This is a genomic window from Pseudomonas sp. G5001 (assembly GCF_013385475.1).
GTDB lineage: Bacteria > Pseudomonadota > Gammaproteobacteria > Pseudomonadales > Pseudomonadaceae > Aquipseudomonas.
This window is the reverse complement of record NZ_JACAPZ010000035.1, coordinates 33,215-50,392: the sequence shown is the minus strand read 5'-3', so window position 1 is coordinate 50,392 and position 17,178 is coordinate 33,215. Positions and strand designations below refer to the sequence as shown.

Annotated in this window: 15 protein-coding genes; 5 read left to right on the top strand and 10 right to left on the bottom strand. The window is 60.5% G+C overall.

The annotated features are described in order from the left end of the window. Window positions 1–22: 22 nt before the first annotated feature. The 3 genes from HX805_RS25300 to HX805_RS25290 all read right to left on the bottom strand — a co-directional run bounded on the left by HX805_RS25300 (window position 23) and on the right by HX805_RS25290 (window position 3,941). Window positions 23–1,612, bottom strand: coding sequence for an ABC-F family ATPase (locus HX805_RS25300; protein WP_008436174.1), 1,590 nt, complete (start codon window positions 1,610–1,612; stop codon window positions 23–25). Between the two features lie 162 nt (window positions 1,613–1,774). Then, window positions 1,775–3,013 (bottom strand): MFS transporter, encoded by a 1,239-nt coding sequence (locus tag HX805_RS25295; protein WP_087692676.1) that lies wholly within the window; start codon window positions 3,011–3,013, stop codon window positions 1,775–1,777. Window positions 3,014–3,554: 541 nt separating this feature from the next. Then, the gene (locus HX805_RS25290) at window positions 3,555–3,941 is read right to left on the bottom strand and encodes a TIGR03067 domain-containing protein (protein WP_008436175.1); all 387 of its coding nucleotides are present in this window, start codon (window positions 3,939–3,941) and stop codon (window positions 3,555–3,557) included. Window positions 3,942–4,341: 400 nt separating this feature from the next. Between HX805_RS25290 and HX805_RS25285 the strand changes: the two genes are divergently transcribed. Together HX805_RS25285 and lpxO are read left to right on the top strand one after the other, a co-directional pair. Continuing rightward, window positions 4,342–5,682, top strand: a complete 1,341-nt coding sequence (locus HX805_RS25285) for an LPS O-antigen chain length determinant protein WzzB (protein WP_177117382.1) — start codon at window positions 4,342–4,344, stop codon at window positions 5,680–5,682. 262 nt (window positions 5,683–5,944) lie between these two features. Beyond that, window positions 5,945–6,844 (top strand): lipid A hydroxylase LpxO, encoded by a 900-nt coding sequence (gene lpxO, locus HX805_RS25280; RefSeq protein ID WP_102369153.1) that lies wholly within the window; start codon window positions 5,945–5,947, stop codon window positions 6,842–6,844. An 18-nt stretch (window positions 6,845–6,862) separates the two neighbouring features. On the opposite strand, the gene ligD is transcribed toward lpxO, so the two are convergent. Together ligD and HX805_RS25270 are read right to left on the bottom strand one after the other, a co-directional pair. Then, window positions 6,863–9,361 carry a DNA ligase D gene (gene ligD, locus HX805_RS25275; RefSeq protein WP_102369152.1) on the bottom strand — a complete coding sequence of 833 codons (2,499 nt, stop codon included), beginning with the start codon at window positions 9,359–9,361 and terminating at the stop codon, window positions 6,863–6,865. Window positions 9,362–9,372: 11 nt separating this feature from the next. Further along, window positions 9,373–10,221 carry a Ku protein gene (locus HX805_RS25270; RefSeq protein WP_003218456.1) on the bottom strand — a complete coding sequence of 283 codons (849 nt, stop codon included), beginning with the start codon at window positions 10,219–10,221 and terminating at the stop codon, window positions 9,373–9,375. Between the two features lie 196 nt (window positions 10,222–10,417). Here HX805_RS25270 and HX805_RS25265 point away from each other — a divergent pair, with 196 nt between their 5' ends. Together HX805_RS25265 and HX805_RS25260 are read left to right on the top strand one after the other, a co-directional pair. Next, on the top strand, window positions 10,418–10,738 hold the full coding sequence (locus tag HX805_RS25265; protein WP_087692672.1) for a hypothetical protein: 321 nt from the start codon (window positions 10,418–10,420) through the stop codon (window positions 10,736–10,738). A 30-nt stretch (window positions 10,739–10,768) separates the two neighbouring features. Beyond that, window positions 10,769–11,929, top strand: a complete 1,161-nt coding sequence (locus tag HX805_RS25260; RefSeq protein ID WP_003218452.1) for a PQQ-dependent sugar dehydrogenase — start codon at window positions 10,769–10,771, stop codon at window positions 11,927–11,929. A 126-nt stretch (window positions 11,930–12,055) separates the two neighbouring features. Here HX805_RS25260 and HX805_RS25255 read toward each other — a convergent pair whose 3' ends face one another. Together HX805_RS25255 and HX805_RS25250 are read right to left on the bottom strand one after the other, a co-directional pair. Then, window positions 12,056–12,535 (bottom strand): nuclear transport factor 2 family protein, encoded by a 480-nt coding sequence (locus HX805_RS25255; protein WP_008436190.1) that lies wholly within the window; start codon window positions 12,533–12,535, stop codon window positions 12,056–12,058. A 32-nt stretch (window positions 12,536–12,567) separates the two neighbouring features. Further along, on the bottom strand, window positions 12,568–13,119 hold the full coding sequence (locus HX805_RS25250) for a TetR/AcrR family transcriptional regulator (protein ID WP_177117381.1): 552 nt from the start codon (window positions 13,117–13,119) through the stop codon (window positions 12,568–12,570). 125 nt (window positions 13,120–13,244) lie between these two features. On the opposite strand from HX805_RS25250, the gene pssA reads away from it, so the two are divergent. Continuing rightward, entirely contained in the window at window positions 13,245–14,588 is a 1,344-nt protein-coding gene (gene pssA / locus HX805_RS25245) for a CDP-diacylglycerol--serine O-phosphatidyltransferase (RefSeq protein ID WP_102604991.1), read from the top strand. An 18-nt stretch (window positions 14,589–14,606) separates the two neighbouring features. On the opposite strand, the gene HX805_RS25240 is transcribed toward pssA, so the two are convergent. From HX805_RS25240 to HX805_RS25230, 3 genes are all read right to left on the bottom strand, one after another. Next, entirely contained in the window at window positions 14,607–15,050 is a 444-nt protein-coding gene (locus HX805_RS25240; RefSeq protein WP_008436193.1) for a hypothetical protein, read from the bottom strand. A 107-nt stretch (window positions 15,051–15,157) separates the two neighbouring features. Continuing rightward, on the bottom strand, window positions 15,158–16,378 hold the full coding sequence (locus tag HX805_RS25235) for an MFS transporter (protein WP_003218442.1): 1,221 nt from the start codon (window positions 16,376–16,378) through the stop codon (window positions 15,158–15,160). Between the two features lie 3 nt (window positions 16,379–16,381). Continuing rightward, on the bottom strand, window positions 16,382–17,161 hold the full coding sequence (locus HX805_RS25230) for an ABC transporter ATP-binding protein (protein ID WP_003218440.1): 780 nt from the start codon (window positions 17,159–17,161) through the stop codon (window positions 16,382–16,384). Window positions 17,162–17,178 lie beyond the last annotated feature (17 nt).

Sequence of the window (17,178 nt, the reverse complement as noted above, 5' to 3'; positions counted from 1 at the left end):
CATTTCAAACTACCGGTGGCTCTTAGAAAACCACACCCTGACTACGCAGGTAATCGTCATAAGTCCCGCTGAAGTCGATCACCCCACTCGGGCTCAGCTCGATGATGCGGGTGGCCAGGGACGACACAAACTCCCGGTCATGGCTGACAAAGATCAGCGTACCCGGGTAGTTCTCCAACGCCAGGTTCAGCGCCTCGATGGACTCCATGTCCAAGTGGTTGGTCGGCTCGTCCATGATCAGCACGTTCGGCTTTTGCAGGATCAGCTTGCCGAACAGCATGCGACCTTGCTCGCCACCGGAAATCACCTTCACCGACTTCAGGATCTCGTCGTTGGAGAACAGCATGCGGCCCAGGGTACCGCGAACCACTTGCTCGCCTTCCTTGGTCCAGCGGCCCATCCAGTCGAACAGGTTGGACTCGTCTTCGAAGTCCGAAGCATGGTCCTGGGCGTAATAGCCCAGTTCAGCCGCGTCGGTCCACTTGACCGTACCGGCATCCGGGGTCAGTTCGTTGACCAGGGTACGCAGCAGGGTGGTCTTGCCGATACCGTTCGGGCCAATGATCGCCACGCGCTCGCCGGCTTCAACCTGGAAGCTGAAGTCCTTGAACAGCGTCTTGCCGTCAAAGCCCTTGGCCATGCGATCGACGATGACCGCCTGGCGGTGCAGCTTCTTGGTCTGGTCGAAGCGGATGAACGGGCTGACGCGGCTCGATGGCTTGACTTCGGCCAGCTGGATCTTGTCGATCGCCTTGGCACGGGAAGTGGCCTGCTTGGCTTTCGAGGCGTTGGCCGAGAAGCGGCTGACGAAGGATTGCAGCTCGGAGATCTGCGCTTTCTTCTTGGCGTTGTCCGACAGCAACTGCTCGCGGGACTGGGTCGCCACGGTCATGTATTCGTCGTAGTTGCCCGGGAACAGGCGCAGCTCGCCGTAGTCCAGGTCGGCCATGTGGGTGCAGACGCTGTTCAGGAAGTGACGGTCGTGAGAGATGATGATCATCAGGCTGTTACGCTGGGTCAGGATGTTTTCCAGCCAGCGGATGGTGTTGATGTCCAGGTGGTTGGTTGGCTCGTCGAGCAGCAACACTTCCGGATCGGAAAACAGCGCCTGGGCCAGCAATACACGCAGCTTCCAGCCTGGTGACACTTCACTCATCGGGCCGTTGTGCTGCTCGATGCCGATACCCAGGCCCAGCAACAACTCACCGGCGCGGGATTCGGCGGTGTAGCCGTCCATCTCGGCGAAGTCGGTTTCCAGCTCGGCCACGGCCATGCCGTCGTCTTCGGTCATTTCCGGCAGCGAGTAGATGCGGTCGCGCTCGGCCTTGACCTTCCACAGCTCTTCGTGACCCATGATCACGGTGTCGAGTACGGTGAATTCCTCGTAGGCGAACTGGTCTTGGCGCAGTTTACCCAGGCGCACGTTCGGCTCCAGCATGACCTGGCCGCCCGACGGGTCGAGGTCGCCACCGAGGATTTTCATGAAAGTCGACTTGCCGCAACCGTTGGCACCGATCAGGCCATAACGGTTGCCTGCGCCGAACTTGACCGAAACGTTCTCAAATAGCGGCTTGGCGCCGAACTGCATGGTGATGTTAGCTGTGGAGATCAATTACTTTACCTATCAATAGCTTGGAGTGCGCTAATTTGAGCCGGGCCCATTTTGTGGCCCAGGCCAACGGGCATACGTCGGCAGCGACATCAAGGCTTGGGGCCCAGTCGCTGAGCAGAAAAATGGGTGCATGTTGGAATTTGGCGCGCATTGTCGCATATGTCAGGCGGGAGTTGTATGGCGCTGCACGGATGGATTCGCCCGAGTCTCCGGCATTGCCACCCACACCAGCCCCAATGCGACGGCCGCCACGCCGGCCAGGGTCAGGAACGCCGCGTTGTAACCCGCCCACTGCACGACAAAACCTGCCAGGCTGCTGCTCAAGGCCGCGCCGAGGCCGAATGCCGTGGACAGCGCGCCCAGGCTGACATTGAAGCGTCCGGTGCCCTGGGTGAGGTCTTTGACTATCACCGGAAACAGCGCGCCGAACACCCCGGCACCGACCCCGTCAAGCATCTGCACCGCCACCAGCCAATATGGATCACTGGACAGCGTATACAACACGCCCCGCAGCGGCAGGATCATGAAACCGGCGAGCAGCAACGGCTTGCGCCCCCACACGTCGGCCTTCACGCCCACCAGCCAGGCCACCGGCACCATCACCAACTGGGCCGCGACGATGCAGGCCGAGGTCAGCGGCGTGGCCATCTGCAGGTTGATCTGCGACAGCTTCTGGCTGACCAGCGGCAGCATGGCCGCATTGGCCAGGTGAAACAGCGCGCAGCAGATGGCAAACAGCATCAAGGGCCTGTTCGCCAGAAGCACGGCCAACCCCGACGGTTGTTCATGGCCGGTGCCATGCGCAGGGTCGAAACCCCGTGCGACTTCGTGGTCGATTGCCTGGGCTGACACGCAGCTGACCGCGATGACACTCGCCGCAGCCATGACTGCCATCAGATAGAACACCGCCACCGGGCCGAACAGGTAGGCAAATCCACCGGCGAGGAGGGCCGCCACCGCGTTGCCGGCGTGGTTGAAGGTTTCATTGCGGCCGGTGCGCCGGGTAAAAGCGCGCGGCCCGGTGATCCCGAGGGAAATCGCCGAGATGGCCGGCGCAAACACCGAGGCCGCCGCTGCACTGGCCGCCTGGGTCAGCGCCACCAGGCTGAAGGAGCTGACGAAGGGCAGGAGCAGGCAACTGGCAGTCACCAGCAGCGCGGCGATCACGATCACTGCCCGTTTGCTGCGGGTTCGGTCAATCAATGCGCCGGCCGGCGTCTGGGTGAGCAGGGCCGCGATGCCGGCCAGGGTCATGACCACGCCGATGCTGGCGGGGTCCCAGTGGTGCACGGCCAGCAGATAAATCGCCAGGTACGGCCCCAGTCCGTCACGCACGTCCGCCAGGAAGAAGTTCAGGCTGTCCAGGGACAGGGTGTTGCGCAGGTCAGAGCGAGTGGCCATGGCACGGTCTTCAGGCAAGAGGTCGGTAGCAGTAGTGACCCATGGCATGAAGGTATAGTTTCTGAAGGCGGCGTTGCACTCGTATGGCAATACAAGCAAAAACATTTACAAAGTGGAGCCATTTGCATCGAAAAATAGCGCTGATCGAGGCTTTTTCAGGGCTTTTTATTGTTAACAGTTGAACATCCAATAAGCCTGGCTTATTTTCCGTCCGTTCGCCCTACAGTGAAGGCTCTTTACCGGTTCAAGGATGGCGAGGCTTTCGGTGTAGGGCGGACTTCTTTTGTCGCAATGACCGGAACATATTGGAGACGCAATGGACATGCTGTCAGCCCAGGTATCAAAACCAGCCCGCTCAACTGCCCCGTGCTACACCCTCACCGCCATCAAGCGCCCGTGCTGATTGGCTGCCGTGCAGGCAAAAAAAGGCCCGTGGGGTAGACGGGCCAAGGTGTTCACTGGAGTAGGTAGCCTTCACCCTATAGGTCAACACGTGAAGGCCATGTGAAAACCATGTCGCAGGAACGGATGTATATCCGTGTCAGGGTTTGCGCACGAACGTGCGCATGGTTTGCCCTGGGCCGGTACTGAAGCGGGTAGGGCGGGGCATGCCTTCATCTGCCGCAATAAACACGAAGTGATCACCTTCCAGCCGGTAACTCGCGGGTAACTGTTTGCCGGCATCCTCTCCCATCGAGTCAACCCAGGTAATGCTTTTGGGTGCCGTGCTGGCATCGAGCGTGAAGCTGCCTGCCAGTAAAACCTCGCCGTCGACCGTCACCACCTGGAATTGATCGCCCGAGATTGTCGTGATCGCGCCTGGCGCGCTGTGTTCATCCGTGGGATTGAGCACACCATTGTCTTCCAGCGCCGTTTGTTCCCATGCCCCCTGGAGCGCCTGGAAATCCGCATTTGAAGCACGTGTCATACAAATTCCTTTTTGGTTAAAAAACGAGCAGTCAATACCTTGGTGCGTAGATGCCTGACGGATAAGCTGAATCGATTTTGTGAGAATTGTCTGGTTTCTCTTTGTTGCGTACGAATTTTCCCAGTATTCACGGGTATTTAGCGCCATTTTGTGCGTTGATTCGGAAACGGTTCTTTACAAGTTCGTCTACGCTCAGCACCAGGGTAGGGGCTCCTGCGTAATCTGAACGAAAACAATCTACGGTGATGTGGGATTTTTCCATGATCGAGGTGGTCCGATGACCATCGGTAGACCGTTCGTGTCTTGTGTACAGGGCGTTGTCCCTGATTTTCAAGCGGCCATTCAGTATTTGATGAATATGTGTGACCGCTGACTGTCGACTTTTTAAGGTGCATCAGTTTTGAATAAAACTCCTCGGCTCCACGCTCATGCGGCATCGGACGAAATTGATCTGTTTGAACTGTGTCATGGTATCTGGCGGCAAAAGAAGTTGGTGCTGGGGTGTACGATTCTGGCGGGGATGCTGGGGGCGGGCTACGCTTTTCTGGCCCCGCGGGAGTATCAGGTCAGCAGTGTGCTGCGCCCGGCTGCCATCAATGAGCTGGATGCTCTGAACCGCTCCGAAGTCTATAAGTTGCCGCCGGCCGACGCCCTGAACAAAGTGGGGGCGCAACTGGACTCATACGAAGCGCGCCTGGGGTTTTTCAAGTCCCATGAGGACCTGTTCAAGGCGTTCCAGAAAACCGGGCAAAGCCTCGAGCAGAGTTTTGAAGAATTCAATCGAAACTCCATCAACCTGAGCCTGCCCGATCCCAAGAAGTCCGACTCCCTGAGCAGCTATATCAAGCTTGAGCTGGAATACCCGGCAGACATCGACGGGGTAGCGATTCTCAACGGCTTTGTAGACTACGCAATTGATTCGGAACGTGCCCAGGTCGGTGCTGACCTTAAAGTGATCGTCAATAACCGCTTGAACGAACTCAAGGGCAAAATCGACGCGGCGCGCTCCAATTACGAAACCGACAAGGAATCGAAGATTGCCAAGCTGCTTGAAGCCGACAGGCTCAAACGGGCCAAGCTGGAGGACGAACTGGGTGCCCTGCGCTTACAGATGAAAATGGAGCGCACGGACCGGCTGGCAGAGCTGGCGGAGGCCATTTCCATCGCCAAGTCGATGGGCATCAAGACCCCGACCACTCCTTCGTCCATGGCAGATGCCTCGCGTAGCGGCTCGAATCAAGTAATGCGCACCGAGGTCAACAACCAGAAAATCCCGCTGTACTTCCTCGGTACAGAGGCGCTTGAGGCGGAACGTGCCGCGTTGCAGGCGCGTACGAGCGACGACTTTACCAACAGCCGCATTGCACAGATTGGCAAAGAGTTGCAGATGCTGGAGGTCAACCGTGAAGTGGAGGTGCTGAAAAATCGCGGGAATGAAGACATTTTCTTGCAGGATGTTGAACCGTTACGAGCGGAAGTCGCGCGTTTGCGAGGCCTGAATATCGACATGAGTGGCCTCAAGCTGGTAACCATTGACCGTCGTGCCCAAGAGCCGCTGAGCCCGATCAAGCCCAAGAAAGCCCTGGTTATGATACTGAGCCTGCTGGCAGGGTTGACCGTGGGTGTACTGATTGCGCTGGGCCGCCATCTGCTGGCACGACGCGAAGCCGTACCCTACTCGGAGTTGGATGAATATCGGCTTTCTCTGCGTACACGCAAGGATGATGAACCGAAAAGCTGACGCCTTCAGCAGCGGGCAGGCCGCCCGGCAAGCCCGCTGCTGCTCTTCCTGGCACACTCACTGGACACCTTTTCACAAATCTTGATTAACCTTTGGTTACAAAGTGTGGCTAAAATAGCTGCCAATGGCCACGACCGGATTGTCACCCAGCCGTTCGTGTTGCCGGTTTTGTGAATTGTGATTTCAGGTGCTGCATCTTCAATCCTCGGCCGTTGTGGGCACGCGGGAGCAGCCTGTTCTCTTCTGACTTGTGACGAATACCTTGAAACTCATCATTGTTGCTCTCTACATTGCCTCTATTGCGTATGTCCACCTGCGTGGCCGGGTGCGCCACAAGCTGGGGCGCCAGCTCAGTGATCACTCGACCTTCCTGGCTCCGGTGAACTGCTTTCTCTACCTCTTTTCCAAACTGCCCAGCCGACCGTACCTGTCCCCCAGCGACTTTCCCGACCTGAGCCCGCTTCAGGAGCATTGGCAAGAGATCCGCGAGGAAGGCCAGAACCTGCTGCGCGCAGGCGAGATCAAGCGCTCCGACCAGTACAATGACGTGGGTTTCAATTCGTTCTTCAAGTCGGGCTGGAAGCGTTTCTATTTGAAGTGGTACGGCGACAGCCATCCTTCGGCGATGAAGCTGTGCCCGCGCACCACCGAGCTGGTGCAAAGCATCGGCTCGATCAAGGCCGCGATGTTTGCCGAGCTGCCACCGGGCTCAAAGCTGGTACGCCATCGTGACCCGTATGCCGGTTCCTACCGTTACCACCTGGGCCTGGACACGCCCAACTCCCCGGGCTGCTACATCAACGTGGACGGTGAAAACTACTACTGGCGCGACGGTGAACCGGTGATGTTTGACGAGACCTTCATCCACTACGCCGAAAACACCACCGAGCAGAACCGGATCATTCTGTTCTGCGATATCGAACGCCCGATGAAGTACCGCTGGGCGGCCGCGTTCAACCGTTGGTTCAGCCGCAATGTGATGGCCGCGGCCGGTTCGCCCAACGATGCCGGTGACAAGACCGGCGGCCTGAACCGTGCGTTTACCCGGCTGTACAAGATTCGCCTGCGGGGCAAGGAGTTGAAGAAACGCAACCGCACCCGTTACTACCTGGAAAAGTGGGCGATCTTTGCCGGCCTGGCCGCGATCTTCATCCTTATCTGAACCGGGCAGCGGAGCGCATCAGCCTGGCGGATGCGCCCCCAGCTTCTCCCACATCTTCTTGCTGATCTTCTGCCGATTGGCATAACCCGCCCACGGGTCCTTCTTCAAACCCTGCAAACGCTCGTGCAGGTTAGCCACCGTCCATTGTTGGGCGCTGTGCAAACTCTTCAACTCATCACGACTCACCGGTACCGATACCGGCAGGCCGGGCCGCGCCCGCACCGAGTAGGCGGCTACCGTGCTGGCGCCCCGGGCGTTGCGTAGGTAGTCGATGAAGATCTTGCCCACGCGATTCTTCGGGCCCGAAGTCGCGGTAAAGCGTTCAGGCAACTGCAGCGTCATGAACTGGGCGATGGCCTTGGCGAAGGCTTTTACCGAGTCCCAGCCGTCGCGGCGCGCCAGCGGCACCACCAGGTGCAGGCCTTTGCCGCCGCTGGTCTTGACGAACGCTTCAAGCCCCAGTTCATCGAGTACCGACAAGGTCAGTTGCGCCGCTTCAAGCATGCTTTTCCACGGCAGTGCCGGGTCCGGGTCGAGGTCGAGCACAAACAGGTCCGGGGTTTCAATCTTGTCAGCGGTAGCGCCCCAGGTATGCAACTCGACGGTACCCATCTGCACGGCACCGATGAGCGCGGCCGGGCTGTCGATTTCCATCAGCCGCGCATGGCCCGGGTCCAGGGCCTGGTCCAGTTGCTTGATATTCGGGATCGACAGGCGCTCGGAGTGCTTCTGGAAAAACTGTTCGCCGGCAATGCCTTCCGGTGCCCTGAGCAAGGACACCGGCCGGTTGCGCAGAAAGGGCAGGAGCCATTCGCTGATGCCCTCATAGAACTGTGCCAGTTGCAGTTTCTGTGTAGCGCTCTGGGCATCGATGACTCGGTCCGGATGGGTAATCCTGACCCCAGCCACGGCGCCGGTGCCCGCCGTCTTTTTGCGGGGTTTTTCCTTCAGCGATTTGGCCGTCCGCGGCTGCTCATGCACAATCTGCTCCGCCGGCTTGTCGGTGCGCAGCCCGACAAACGCCGCCTGGCGCACCACACCTTCGCGGGTCCATTCGGCAAATTGCACTTCGCCCACCAGCTGCGGCTCGACCCAGTGCACGCCGCGTGCCTGGGCACTGGTCAGGGGCTTGGCCAGCGGTGAAGTCTGGCGTTCCAGCGCCTTCAACTGTGCACTGATCTTTTTCAGCGCGGCCTGATCGAATCCGGTACCTACGCGCCCGGCATACACCAGGTCGCTGTCATCATTGACCGCCAGCAACAGCGCGCCAAACCCGCTGCGCGAACCTTGCGGGCGGGTGAACCCTACGATCACGAATTCCTGGCGCAGCCGGCACTTGAGCTTGATCCAGTCCGGGCTGCGCCTGGAAACGTAGGGGCTGCCGGCACGTTTGCCGATCACGCCCTCCAGCGCCAGGTCGCAGGCACTTTCGAAGATATCCCGCTGGTTGGCAGCAAAGGACTCGGAGAAGCGCAGCAGCTTGCTCTTGCTGCGGCTAACCGCGTCCTTCAGTGCGGTGCGGCGCTCTTCGACAGCGGCTTCGCGCTGGTCGCGGCCGTCCAGGAACGGCGCATCGAACAGGTAATAGACAATGTCCAGGCTGCGGCCGATATCAAAGGCGTTTTGCAGCGCCTGGAAATCCGGCAGCCCGTCGGCGTTCAGGCTGACCACCTCACCGTCAAGCCAACTGTCCTTGAGCTTCAGGGCTTCCAGGGCCTTGGCCTGGCGTGGCAGGCGATCGGTCCAGTCATGGCCATTGCGGGTGAACAGCCGAACTTCGCCATCGCGAATCCGCGCGAGGATGCGATAGCCGTCGAATTTGATCTCGTACACCCAATCGCCTTCCGGTGCACGGTCCACCAGTGTCGCCAGCTGTGGCGCGAGTTGATCGGGCAGGTCGGTTGAGGGCTTGCGCCTGGCTTTCTTCGGCGCTGCGGGCTTTTTCGCAGCCCCCACCGTTGCGTCGCTCAGCACGCTTTTCGGTTCAGCCTGAACCACATCGTAGTCAGCCACCGGGCGTGCCTGCTGATCGTTCTCCTTGATCAACAACCACTGCTCCTTGTCGCCGCTGCCCTTGAGTCGGGTGCGCACCAGCGTCCAGTCGCCTGCCAGTTTTTCGCCGATCAGGCTGAACTTCAGCTTGCCGGCCGCGTAGGCCTTGTGCGGGTCATCGTGGGGCTGCCACACGCCGCGATCCCACACGATCACATCGCCAGCGCCGTATTGGCCTGCCGGAATGCTGCCCTCGAAACTGCCGTAGCCCAATGGATGATCTTCCACATGCACCGCGAGGCGCTTCTGGCTCGGGTCGAGGCTTGGGCCCTTGGGCACCGCCCAGCTTTTGAGGACGCCGTCGAGCTCCAGGCGAAAGTCATAATGCAGGTTGCGCGCATCGTGCTTTTGAATCACGAACGACAGGGCATGCGCCCGGTTCCTGGCGCGAGGCGCACTGCCGGCGGGTTCGGCGGTCACGTCGAAGTCGCGCTTGGCGTTGTATTCACTCAGGGGCTTGGCCATGGCGGTCTACCTCATGAAGCCTTGCTGGTCTTTTTCGCGGCAGGTTTCTTGGCTGCAGCCTTGGTCGCGGGCTTGCCGGCCAGGCTGCGCTTGAGCAACTCCGTCAGGTCGATCACGTCCGCAGATTTGCGCTCGTCGACACCTTCGCTGGATTCCACGTCTTCGATCTTGCCGGCCTTGGCCTTCTTCGCCACCAGCGCCATGATCTTTTCCTGGAAGCTGTCGCGGTATTCGTCCGGCTGCCAGTCGGCACTCATGTCTTCCACCAGACGCTTGGCCATGTCGAGTTCGCCCTTGGCCAATGTCGGTTTGGTCACGTCGCTGCCCAATTCCAACTCGTCCAGGCCACGCACTTCGGCAGGCCAGCGCAGCATCACCAGCACCAGCGCCGACTCCAGCGGCATCAGTGCCGCCAGGTGCTGCTTGGTGTGCAGCACCACGTTGGCCAGGGCGACCTTGCGGGTTTTCTTCAGGGTTTCGCGCAGCAGGGCATACACCTTGCCGCCGCGCTTGTCGGGGGCCAGGAAGTAGGGCGTGTCGATGTTCTGCAACGGGATCTGGTCGCTGGCCACAAACGCGATGATTTCGATGGTCTGGGTGGACTTGGGGTGGGCCGAGCGGATTTCGTCTTCGCTGAGGATCACGTAGCGACCTTTCTCGTAGGCCACGCCCTTGACGATATTCTCCTTGGTGACTTCCTTGCCGGTGGTCTTGTTGATGCGCTTGTAACCCACCGGGTCCATGCTGCGTTTGTCCAGCCAGTCGAAGTCGACGCCCTGGGAGGACGTGGCCGAGACCAGTGACACGGGGATGTGCACCAAGCCAAAACTGATTGCGCCTTTCCAGATAGCCCGTGGCATGTCGGTATTCCTGAAGTGTGTGGTCTTCAGGTGACAGGGCGGATTCGGCAAAAGTTTCCCTGGCCAGCCGGCTGGCACCAGGGTTTCAGACAGATCGTGTTACACCTGATGAGAAACTATTTAGTTACCAACGCCGAACCCAAGGCGTAGCGTGTTATCGAAAGCACGTATTACTTGCGCCCAGAGAGGCTTTGTCATGAACACCCGTTTGCGCAACCTTGCCGTATTGGCGTTGGGCCTGGCCTTGAGTTCGTTGGCACAGGCGCAAAACCTGCCCGGCAGCAGCAACAACCCCTACAACGGCCCCATCCACCAGGCCAATCCCAACAGCATGCAGGGCACCCAGCCCAACGCGCCGGCAGCGCGAGGCACCTATATTCCGCCGGCACAGCGGCCGCCGACCCTGCAAAACGGCGGTATCGGCAACAGCGTCCAGCGCCGTGACGGCGCGCAGACCCCGCCGGCTATCCAGCCCAAGGCTCCCACCCGTGACGCCAATGGCAATCGCGGCGATTGAGTGTGTAAAGACGACAAGGAAACCCACCGTATGCTGTTACGCAAAACCCTTCTAGCGACCTTCTGCGCCGCTGCCTTGCTGCCCCTGGCGCTGCCTGTCTCGGCGGCCGCCACCCAGCAGTTTCCCAGCGAGCAAGGGAGTATCACCGTCACCCCGATTGCCAAGGGCCTCGATCACCCGTGGGCGGTGGCGTTCCTGCCGGACAAGCAAGGCTTCCTGGTCACCGAACGTCCCGGCAACCTGCGGTTTGTCAGCCCGGACGGCAAACTGTCCGCGCCCCTGAGTGGCGTGCCGAAGGTGTTTGCCAAAGGGCAGGGCGGCCTGCTGGACGTGGTGCTGTCGCCGGACTTCAAGGAGGACCGCCTGGTGTACCTGTCCTACGCCGAGGGCGGCGGCACGAATGGCACCGCAGGCACCGCAGTCGGGCGTGGGCGCTTGAGCGATGACCTGAGCGGACTGCAAGACTTCAAGGTGATCCTGCGTCAGGAGCCCAAGCTGTCCACGGGCAACCACTTCGGCTCGCGGCTGGTGTTTGACCGCGATGGGTACCTGTTCGTGACCCTCGGGGAAAACAACGACCGGCCCACCGCCCAGGACCTCGACAAGCTGCAAGGCAAAGTGGTGCGGATCTTCCCGGATGGTCGTATACCGGAAGACAACCCCTTTGTCGGCCAGGAAGGCGTGAGGCCGGAAATCTGGTCCTACGGCCAGCGTAACCCCCAGGGTGCGGCACTCAACCCGTGGAGCGGCACACTCTGGGAAAACGAACATGGCCCGCGTGGCGGGGATGAGATCAATATCATTGAACGAGGGAAAAACTACGGCTGGCCGCTGGCGACCCATGGCATCAACTATTCCCTGACGCCGATTCCCGAGGCCAAGGGCAAGACAGTCGAAGGCACCGTTGCACCCCACCACGTCTGGGAAAAATCCCCGGGTGTGAGCGGCATGGCGTTCTACGACGCTGACCGGTTCAAGGCCTGGCAGCACAACGTGTTTATCGGGGCATTGGTCAGCCAGGAGTTGATTCGCTTGCAGTTCGATGGGGACAAGGTCATCCACGAAGAGCGACTGCTGGGTGGCCTGAAAGCGCGGATCCGCGATGTGCGCCAGGGCCCGGATGGTTACCTGTATGTGCTCACGGATGAAGATAACGGCGTGTTGTATCGGGTGGGTTTGAACCAGGACTGACGGATACGGCAAATACCAATGTGGGAGCGGGCTTGCTCGCGAAAGCGATGGGTCAGTCGCTGGAGATGTTGGCTGAGCCATTGCCTTCGCGAGCAAGCCCGCTCCCACAGTTGTGTAGCGTCGAGCCTACAACCCAAGCTCCGACAACCCCGGATGCTCATCCGGACGCCGCCCCAGCGGCCAGTGGAACTTGCGCTCGCTTTCCTTGATCGGCATGTCGTTGATGCAGGCAAACCGGTTCGCCATCAAGCCGTTCTCGTCAAACTCCCAGTTCTCGTTGCCGTAGGAGCGGAACCAGTTGCCGGAGTCGTCATGCCATTCATAGGCATAGCGCACCGCAATGCGGTTGCCGGTAAACGCCCACAACTCCTTGATCAACCGATAATCCAGCTCTTTGGCCCATTTGCGGGTCAGGAAAGCCTTGGCCTCTTCGCGGTTGTGGGCGAACTCGGCGCGGTTGCGCCACTGGGTATCCAGGGTATAGGCCAAGGACACCCGTTGCGGGTCCCGGGAGTTCCAGCCGTCTTCGGCCAGGCGAACTTTTTCAATCGCCGACTCACGGGTAAACGGCGGCAACGGCGGGCGTATTTCTGCGTTGGATGACATGGGACGGCTCCTTAACAGGTTTAAAAGTCAGGTCAAAGTTGCAATAGGGTTCGCGCCATGGATTGCGCATTATCGGCAGCGGTGGTGTCGCCCATCACCAGGGCAACGGTAATGGCGCCATCAATCAGGATCAGCAGGTGCGCGGCCTGGCGTTCCGGGTCGGGGGTGCCATGTGCTTGACACAGTTCAAGGGCGTACTCGAACAGTTTCTGTTTATGGGCCTTGACCAGCAGGCGGACCGGGTCTTGCGGGTCGCCGGTCTCGCCGCTGGTGTTGATGAAGGCGCAGCCGCGAAAGTCATCGGAGCCGAACCAGGTTTTCAACGCGCTGAACACACCCAGCAGGCGCTCGCCCGTGGTGGAGTGGTGTTCAACTTCGCTGCGCAGCCACTGCATCCAGCGCTCGTCGCGGCGTTGCAGGGCGGCAATCACCAGTTCGTCCTTGTTGGCGAAGTAGCGGTAGACGCTCTTTCTGGAGACGCCGGCGGTTTTCACCAGAAGATCCACGCCGGTGGCAGCGATGCCATTTCGGTAGATCAACTTTTCGGTAACGTCGAGGATAATGTCGCGAGTGATATCGTTCATGGAGATTACAGTAGAACGATCGTTCTCCTTGGTCAATTAATTATTTTTAACCCTGGGCGGGAAGACCTGAGCCAGCCCATGGTGTAAGCTCTGGAGTCCTTCGGATTCGACCCATTGCGAGCCCTATGCCGTCGTTATTCAAACGCTCCCTGTTGCCCAAGCTGCGCGGTTTTCCCCTCACGCCCGACGCGATCGAGGTGCTGTCCGGCGCCGCCGAGTACCGCCGTTGCCTGCTGGAGAAAATTTCCCAGGCCACCCAGCGCATCTACATCGTAGCGTTGTACCTGCAGCAGGATGAGGCGGGGCAAGAGATCTACGACGCGTTGCACGCTGCCAAGGCCGCCCGGCCCGGGCTGGATATCGTGGTGGTGGTCGACTCGCTACGGGCCCAGCGCGGTTTGATCGGTGCCGGCAAGCAACCGGGCAACAGCGCCTGGTACCAGGCCATGACCCAGTCCCACAGCACCGAAGTGCCGGTGTACGGCGTGCCGGTGCAAACCCGCGAACTGTTCGGCGTGCTGCACCTCAAGGGCTTCGTGATCGATGACAGCGTGCTGTACAGCGGCGCCAGCCTGAATAACGTGTACCTGCACAAGTTCGACAAATACCGCTACGACCGTTATCACCTGATCCACAACAAGGCGCTGGCCGACTCGATGCAGCACCTGGTGGAGCACGGCCTGGTGGCCGCCAAGGCGGTGCATCGCCTGGACCTGCCCAACCCGCCGACCACTCGCAGCCTGCGCAACGACATCGGCGACCTGCGCAGCCGCCTCAAACACGCGGTGTATGACACCTCGGCGGGGCAGTTGCCCAACGGCAACCTGACGGTCAGTCCGTTGCTGGGCGTGTGCAAGAACAACCCCCTGAGCCGGGTGATCTGCGAGCTGATTGCCAGCGCCCAGCACCAGCTGACCATCTGCACGCCGTACTTCAACCTGCCGCTGCCGGTGACCCGGGAAATCAACCGCGCCCTGGCCCGCGGGGTGAAGATTGACATCATTGTTGGCGACAAGACTGCCAACGACTTCTACATCCCGCCGAGCGAGCCGTTCAAGGTCATCGCCGCGCTACCGTATCTCTACGAAATAAGCCTGCGTCGCTTCGCCAAGCGCCACCAGCGCATGATCGACAGCGGCCAGCTGAACCTGCACCTGTGGCGCGACGGCGACAACACCTACCACCTCAAGGGCATGTGGGTCGACCAGCGCTACACCTTGCTGACCGGCAACAACATCAACCCACGAGCGTTTCGCCTCGACCTGGAAAACGCCTTGCTGATCGATGATCCCAAGGGTGAGTGGGTAGGGCCACGGCGCACCGAGCTTGCCGAGATTTTCCAGCACACCTCGCGTATTGAACGCTACCAGCAGCTGGAAACCCTGGTGGAGTACCCGGCGGCCGTCGGCAAGTTCTTGCGCCGGGTCAGCCGGGTGCGGATCGAGCGTTTGCTGTATCGGATTTTGTAGGGCCCGTGACCTTGCAGGTTAATCCGGAATCGACCTGACAAGAATGTTGTCCAAGTCGTAGCGATGGGGTTCGCTGCCTGCACTTCTTGACCAGAGTCTGATTGAGATTGGGTGAGTGCCTCCGTCCTCTTTCACGTACGGAAGAGGGACAGTCAGGCGCGTCCAGCCGGGAGACGGTGGATGTGGCCCGTATGCTTGCTCCAAGCCTCCCGCCAACACGATGATGTCCGTTTCCGATAGGGTCCGGTATTCAAAGATCACTGTGTATTCAGTGCCCTTTATGAATGAGTAGGACTTGGAGATACCCATCTCATGAACCGCATCGGATGCATTGGTGAGGTAGAACTCGTGATCGTTCCCAGGCGTCCGTGGCTCAAGCTTTGCGGTGTCTGGGCGGTCCGGGTGCCAGCCATTCCAATTTCTGTCAGTAAATGTCGTCAAGTCATTCAGGTCGTCGCTCATGGTGCTTGTCTCCAGAAAAGGTAGGTGGCCTCAGCTAATGCTGTGGCCACGCGCTTTATCAGAGGCTTTTCAGGGATGGACGTCTACTGTCAGAAATAACAGGTAGCTCAACCTGGGGTGTTACCTGGTTGCCGTGCCGCCGGCCAGCACGCGATCAATAGCAGCAGCGCCGCCGCCACCAAGTAGGGCAGGCGAGGTTCGATCGCGTAGATCAAGGTCCCGGCCAACGGCCCGACCACCACGCCCAGGCCTTGGGCCGCACCCACCGAACCTGCCGTGGCGCCTTGCTCCGACGCATCCACCGCATTCGCCGCCAGCGCCGCGAAAGACGGGAAGATCCAGCCCATGCCGGCCGCGGACACAAAAAAGCACAGCCACAGGATCCAGGCCGTATCAGCGAACATGCTGCCGGCAAATCCCAGGGCTGACACCACCGCACCGATGCGAATCATCCGCAGCGGCGGCCACTCCAGTTTGCGCACTACCAGTTGCGAACAGATCAACGCCAGCCCGACCATGGTCAGGGCGATACCGGCAGTTTGTGCCGCATCGGCCGGGTTCATCTTCAAGCGATCCAATGCGAAAAAACCCACGGTTATCTGCGCGATCGACACACACAGCATCGCGACAAACGCCACCACCAACGGTCGACGCAGGCGTGGGTCCGAGAGGTTGACCGGCTTGGGCGGCTGCTTGAGGTGCAGCTCCTGGCGCGGCAATTTGGCCAGCAGCAACAAGAATCCCAACAGCGGTAACACCGCCATCGCATAAAACGGCAGGCTCAGGCTGTGACGCGCCAACAGCGCAGCAATCGCCGGGCCCAGCACCAGGCCGCAGGCGTTGGCGGCGCCCAGGGAAGCCATGGCCTTGGCGCGGTGCTCAGGCTCAATGTTGTCGGCCACCAGCGCATAGCCGCCCACCGGTATCGCAGCGTAGAACACGCCGATCAGGCCACGACCCAGAATCAGCCCGATAAACGCCAACATGGCCGATGGCAGCAGTTGCAGGGACGCATCGATAAACACGCACAGCGCCCAGTAGGCCAGGGTGAAACCACCGGTGCCCAGCAGCAGCACACGGCGCCGGCCCAGTCGGTCACTGGCCTGGCCCCATGGACGAGCCAGAAGCATCCAGATCACCCCGGACACGGTGACCGCCGCACCTGCCTGCCAGGTGGCCAGGCCAAGCACCCGAGCGATCGGGCCAATCAGCGAGACAAATGCCATCATCGCCATGGTGCAGGCCATGTTGGCCAACAGCAGCGGCCTCAGGTTGAATGGGCGGTCAGTGTGCAAAGTCGCGAGTGCAGCGTCTTGGGAGCTGTTCATCGGTTATCCAAGGGCAGGAGAAAAGGGCAGTCGTGCATCCACCATCACCAGCGGGCGGCCATGCACCTGTTCCAGGCGGCCACTCACACCATAGACGTTTTTCAGCAACGCCTGATTGATCACCACTTGCGGTGGCCCGGCAGCGGCCAACTGACCGTTGTGCAACACCACCACCTGATCACTGAAGCCCAGGGCGAGGTTGATGTCGTGCACCACCACCAGGGTGATCAGGTTGCGTTCGCGGGTGGCCTGGGTGATGGCTTCCACCACCTGGCACTGGTGATACAGGTCCAGGGCGCTGGTGGGTTCGTCCAGCAGCAACACCCGAGGCTGGCGCACCAGGGCCTGGGCCAGGCCCACCAGTTGGCGCTGGCCACCGGAAAGTGCATCGATCGGGCGGTCGGCGAGGGCGGTCAGGTCGAGGTCGGCGAGGATTTTTTCCACGCCCTTGAGCACCGTCGGGCTCGGCCGCCCAGGCGCAAAACCCGCGCCGCGATGGCCGGCCATGGCCGCACTCAGTACCGCTTCGAAGGCGCACAGGCGCGTACGCTCCGGCAGGCTCTGAGGCAGGTACACCACTTGTTGCGCGCGCTCGACTTGCGGCAGGCGATTGAGATCGACACCCTCCAGCCAGATCTGGCCGTGCGCCTTGTGCAGTCCGGCGATGCCACGCAACAAGGTCGACTTGCCGGCAGCGTTGGGGCCGATCAGCGCGGTGATGGTGCCGGGCAGCAACGCCGGCAGATGAATGTCCTGCAGCACGCTGCGACTGCCGTAGTGCATGCTCAATGCTTGTGTGC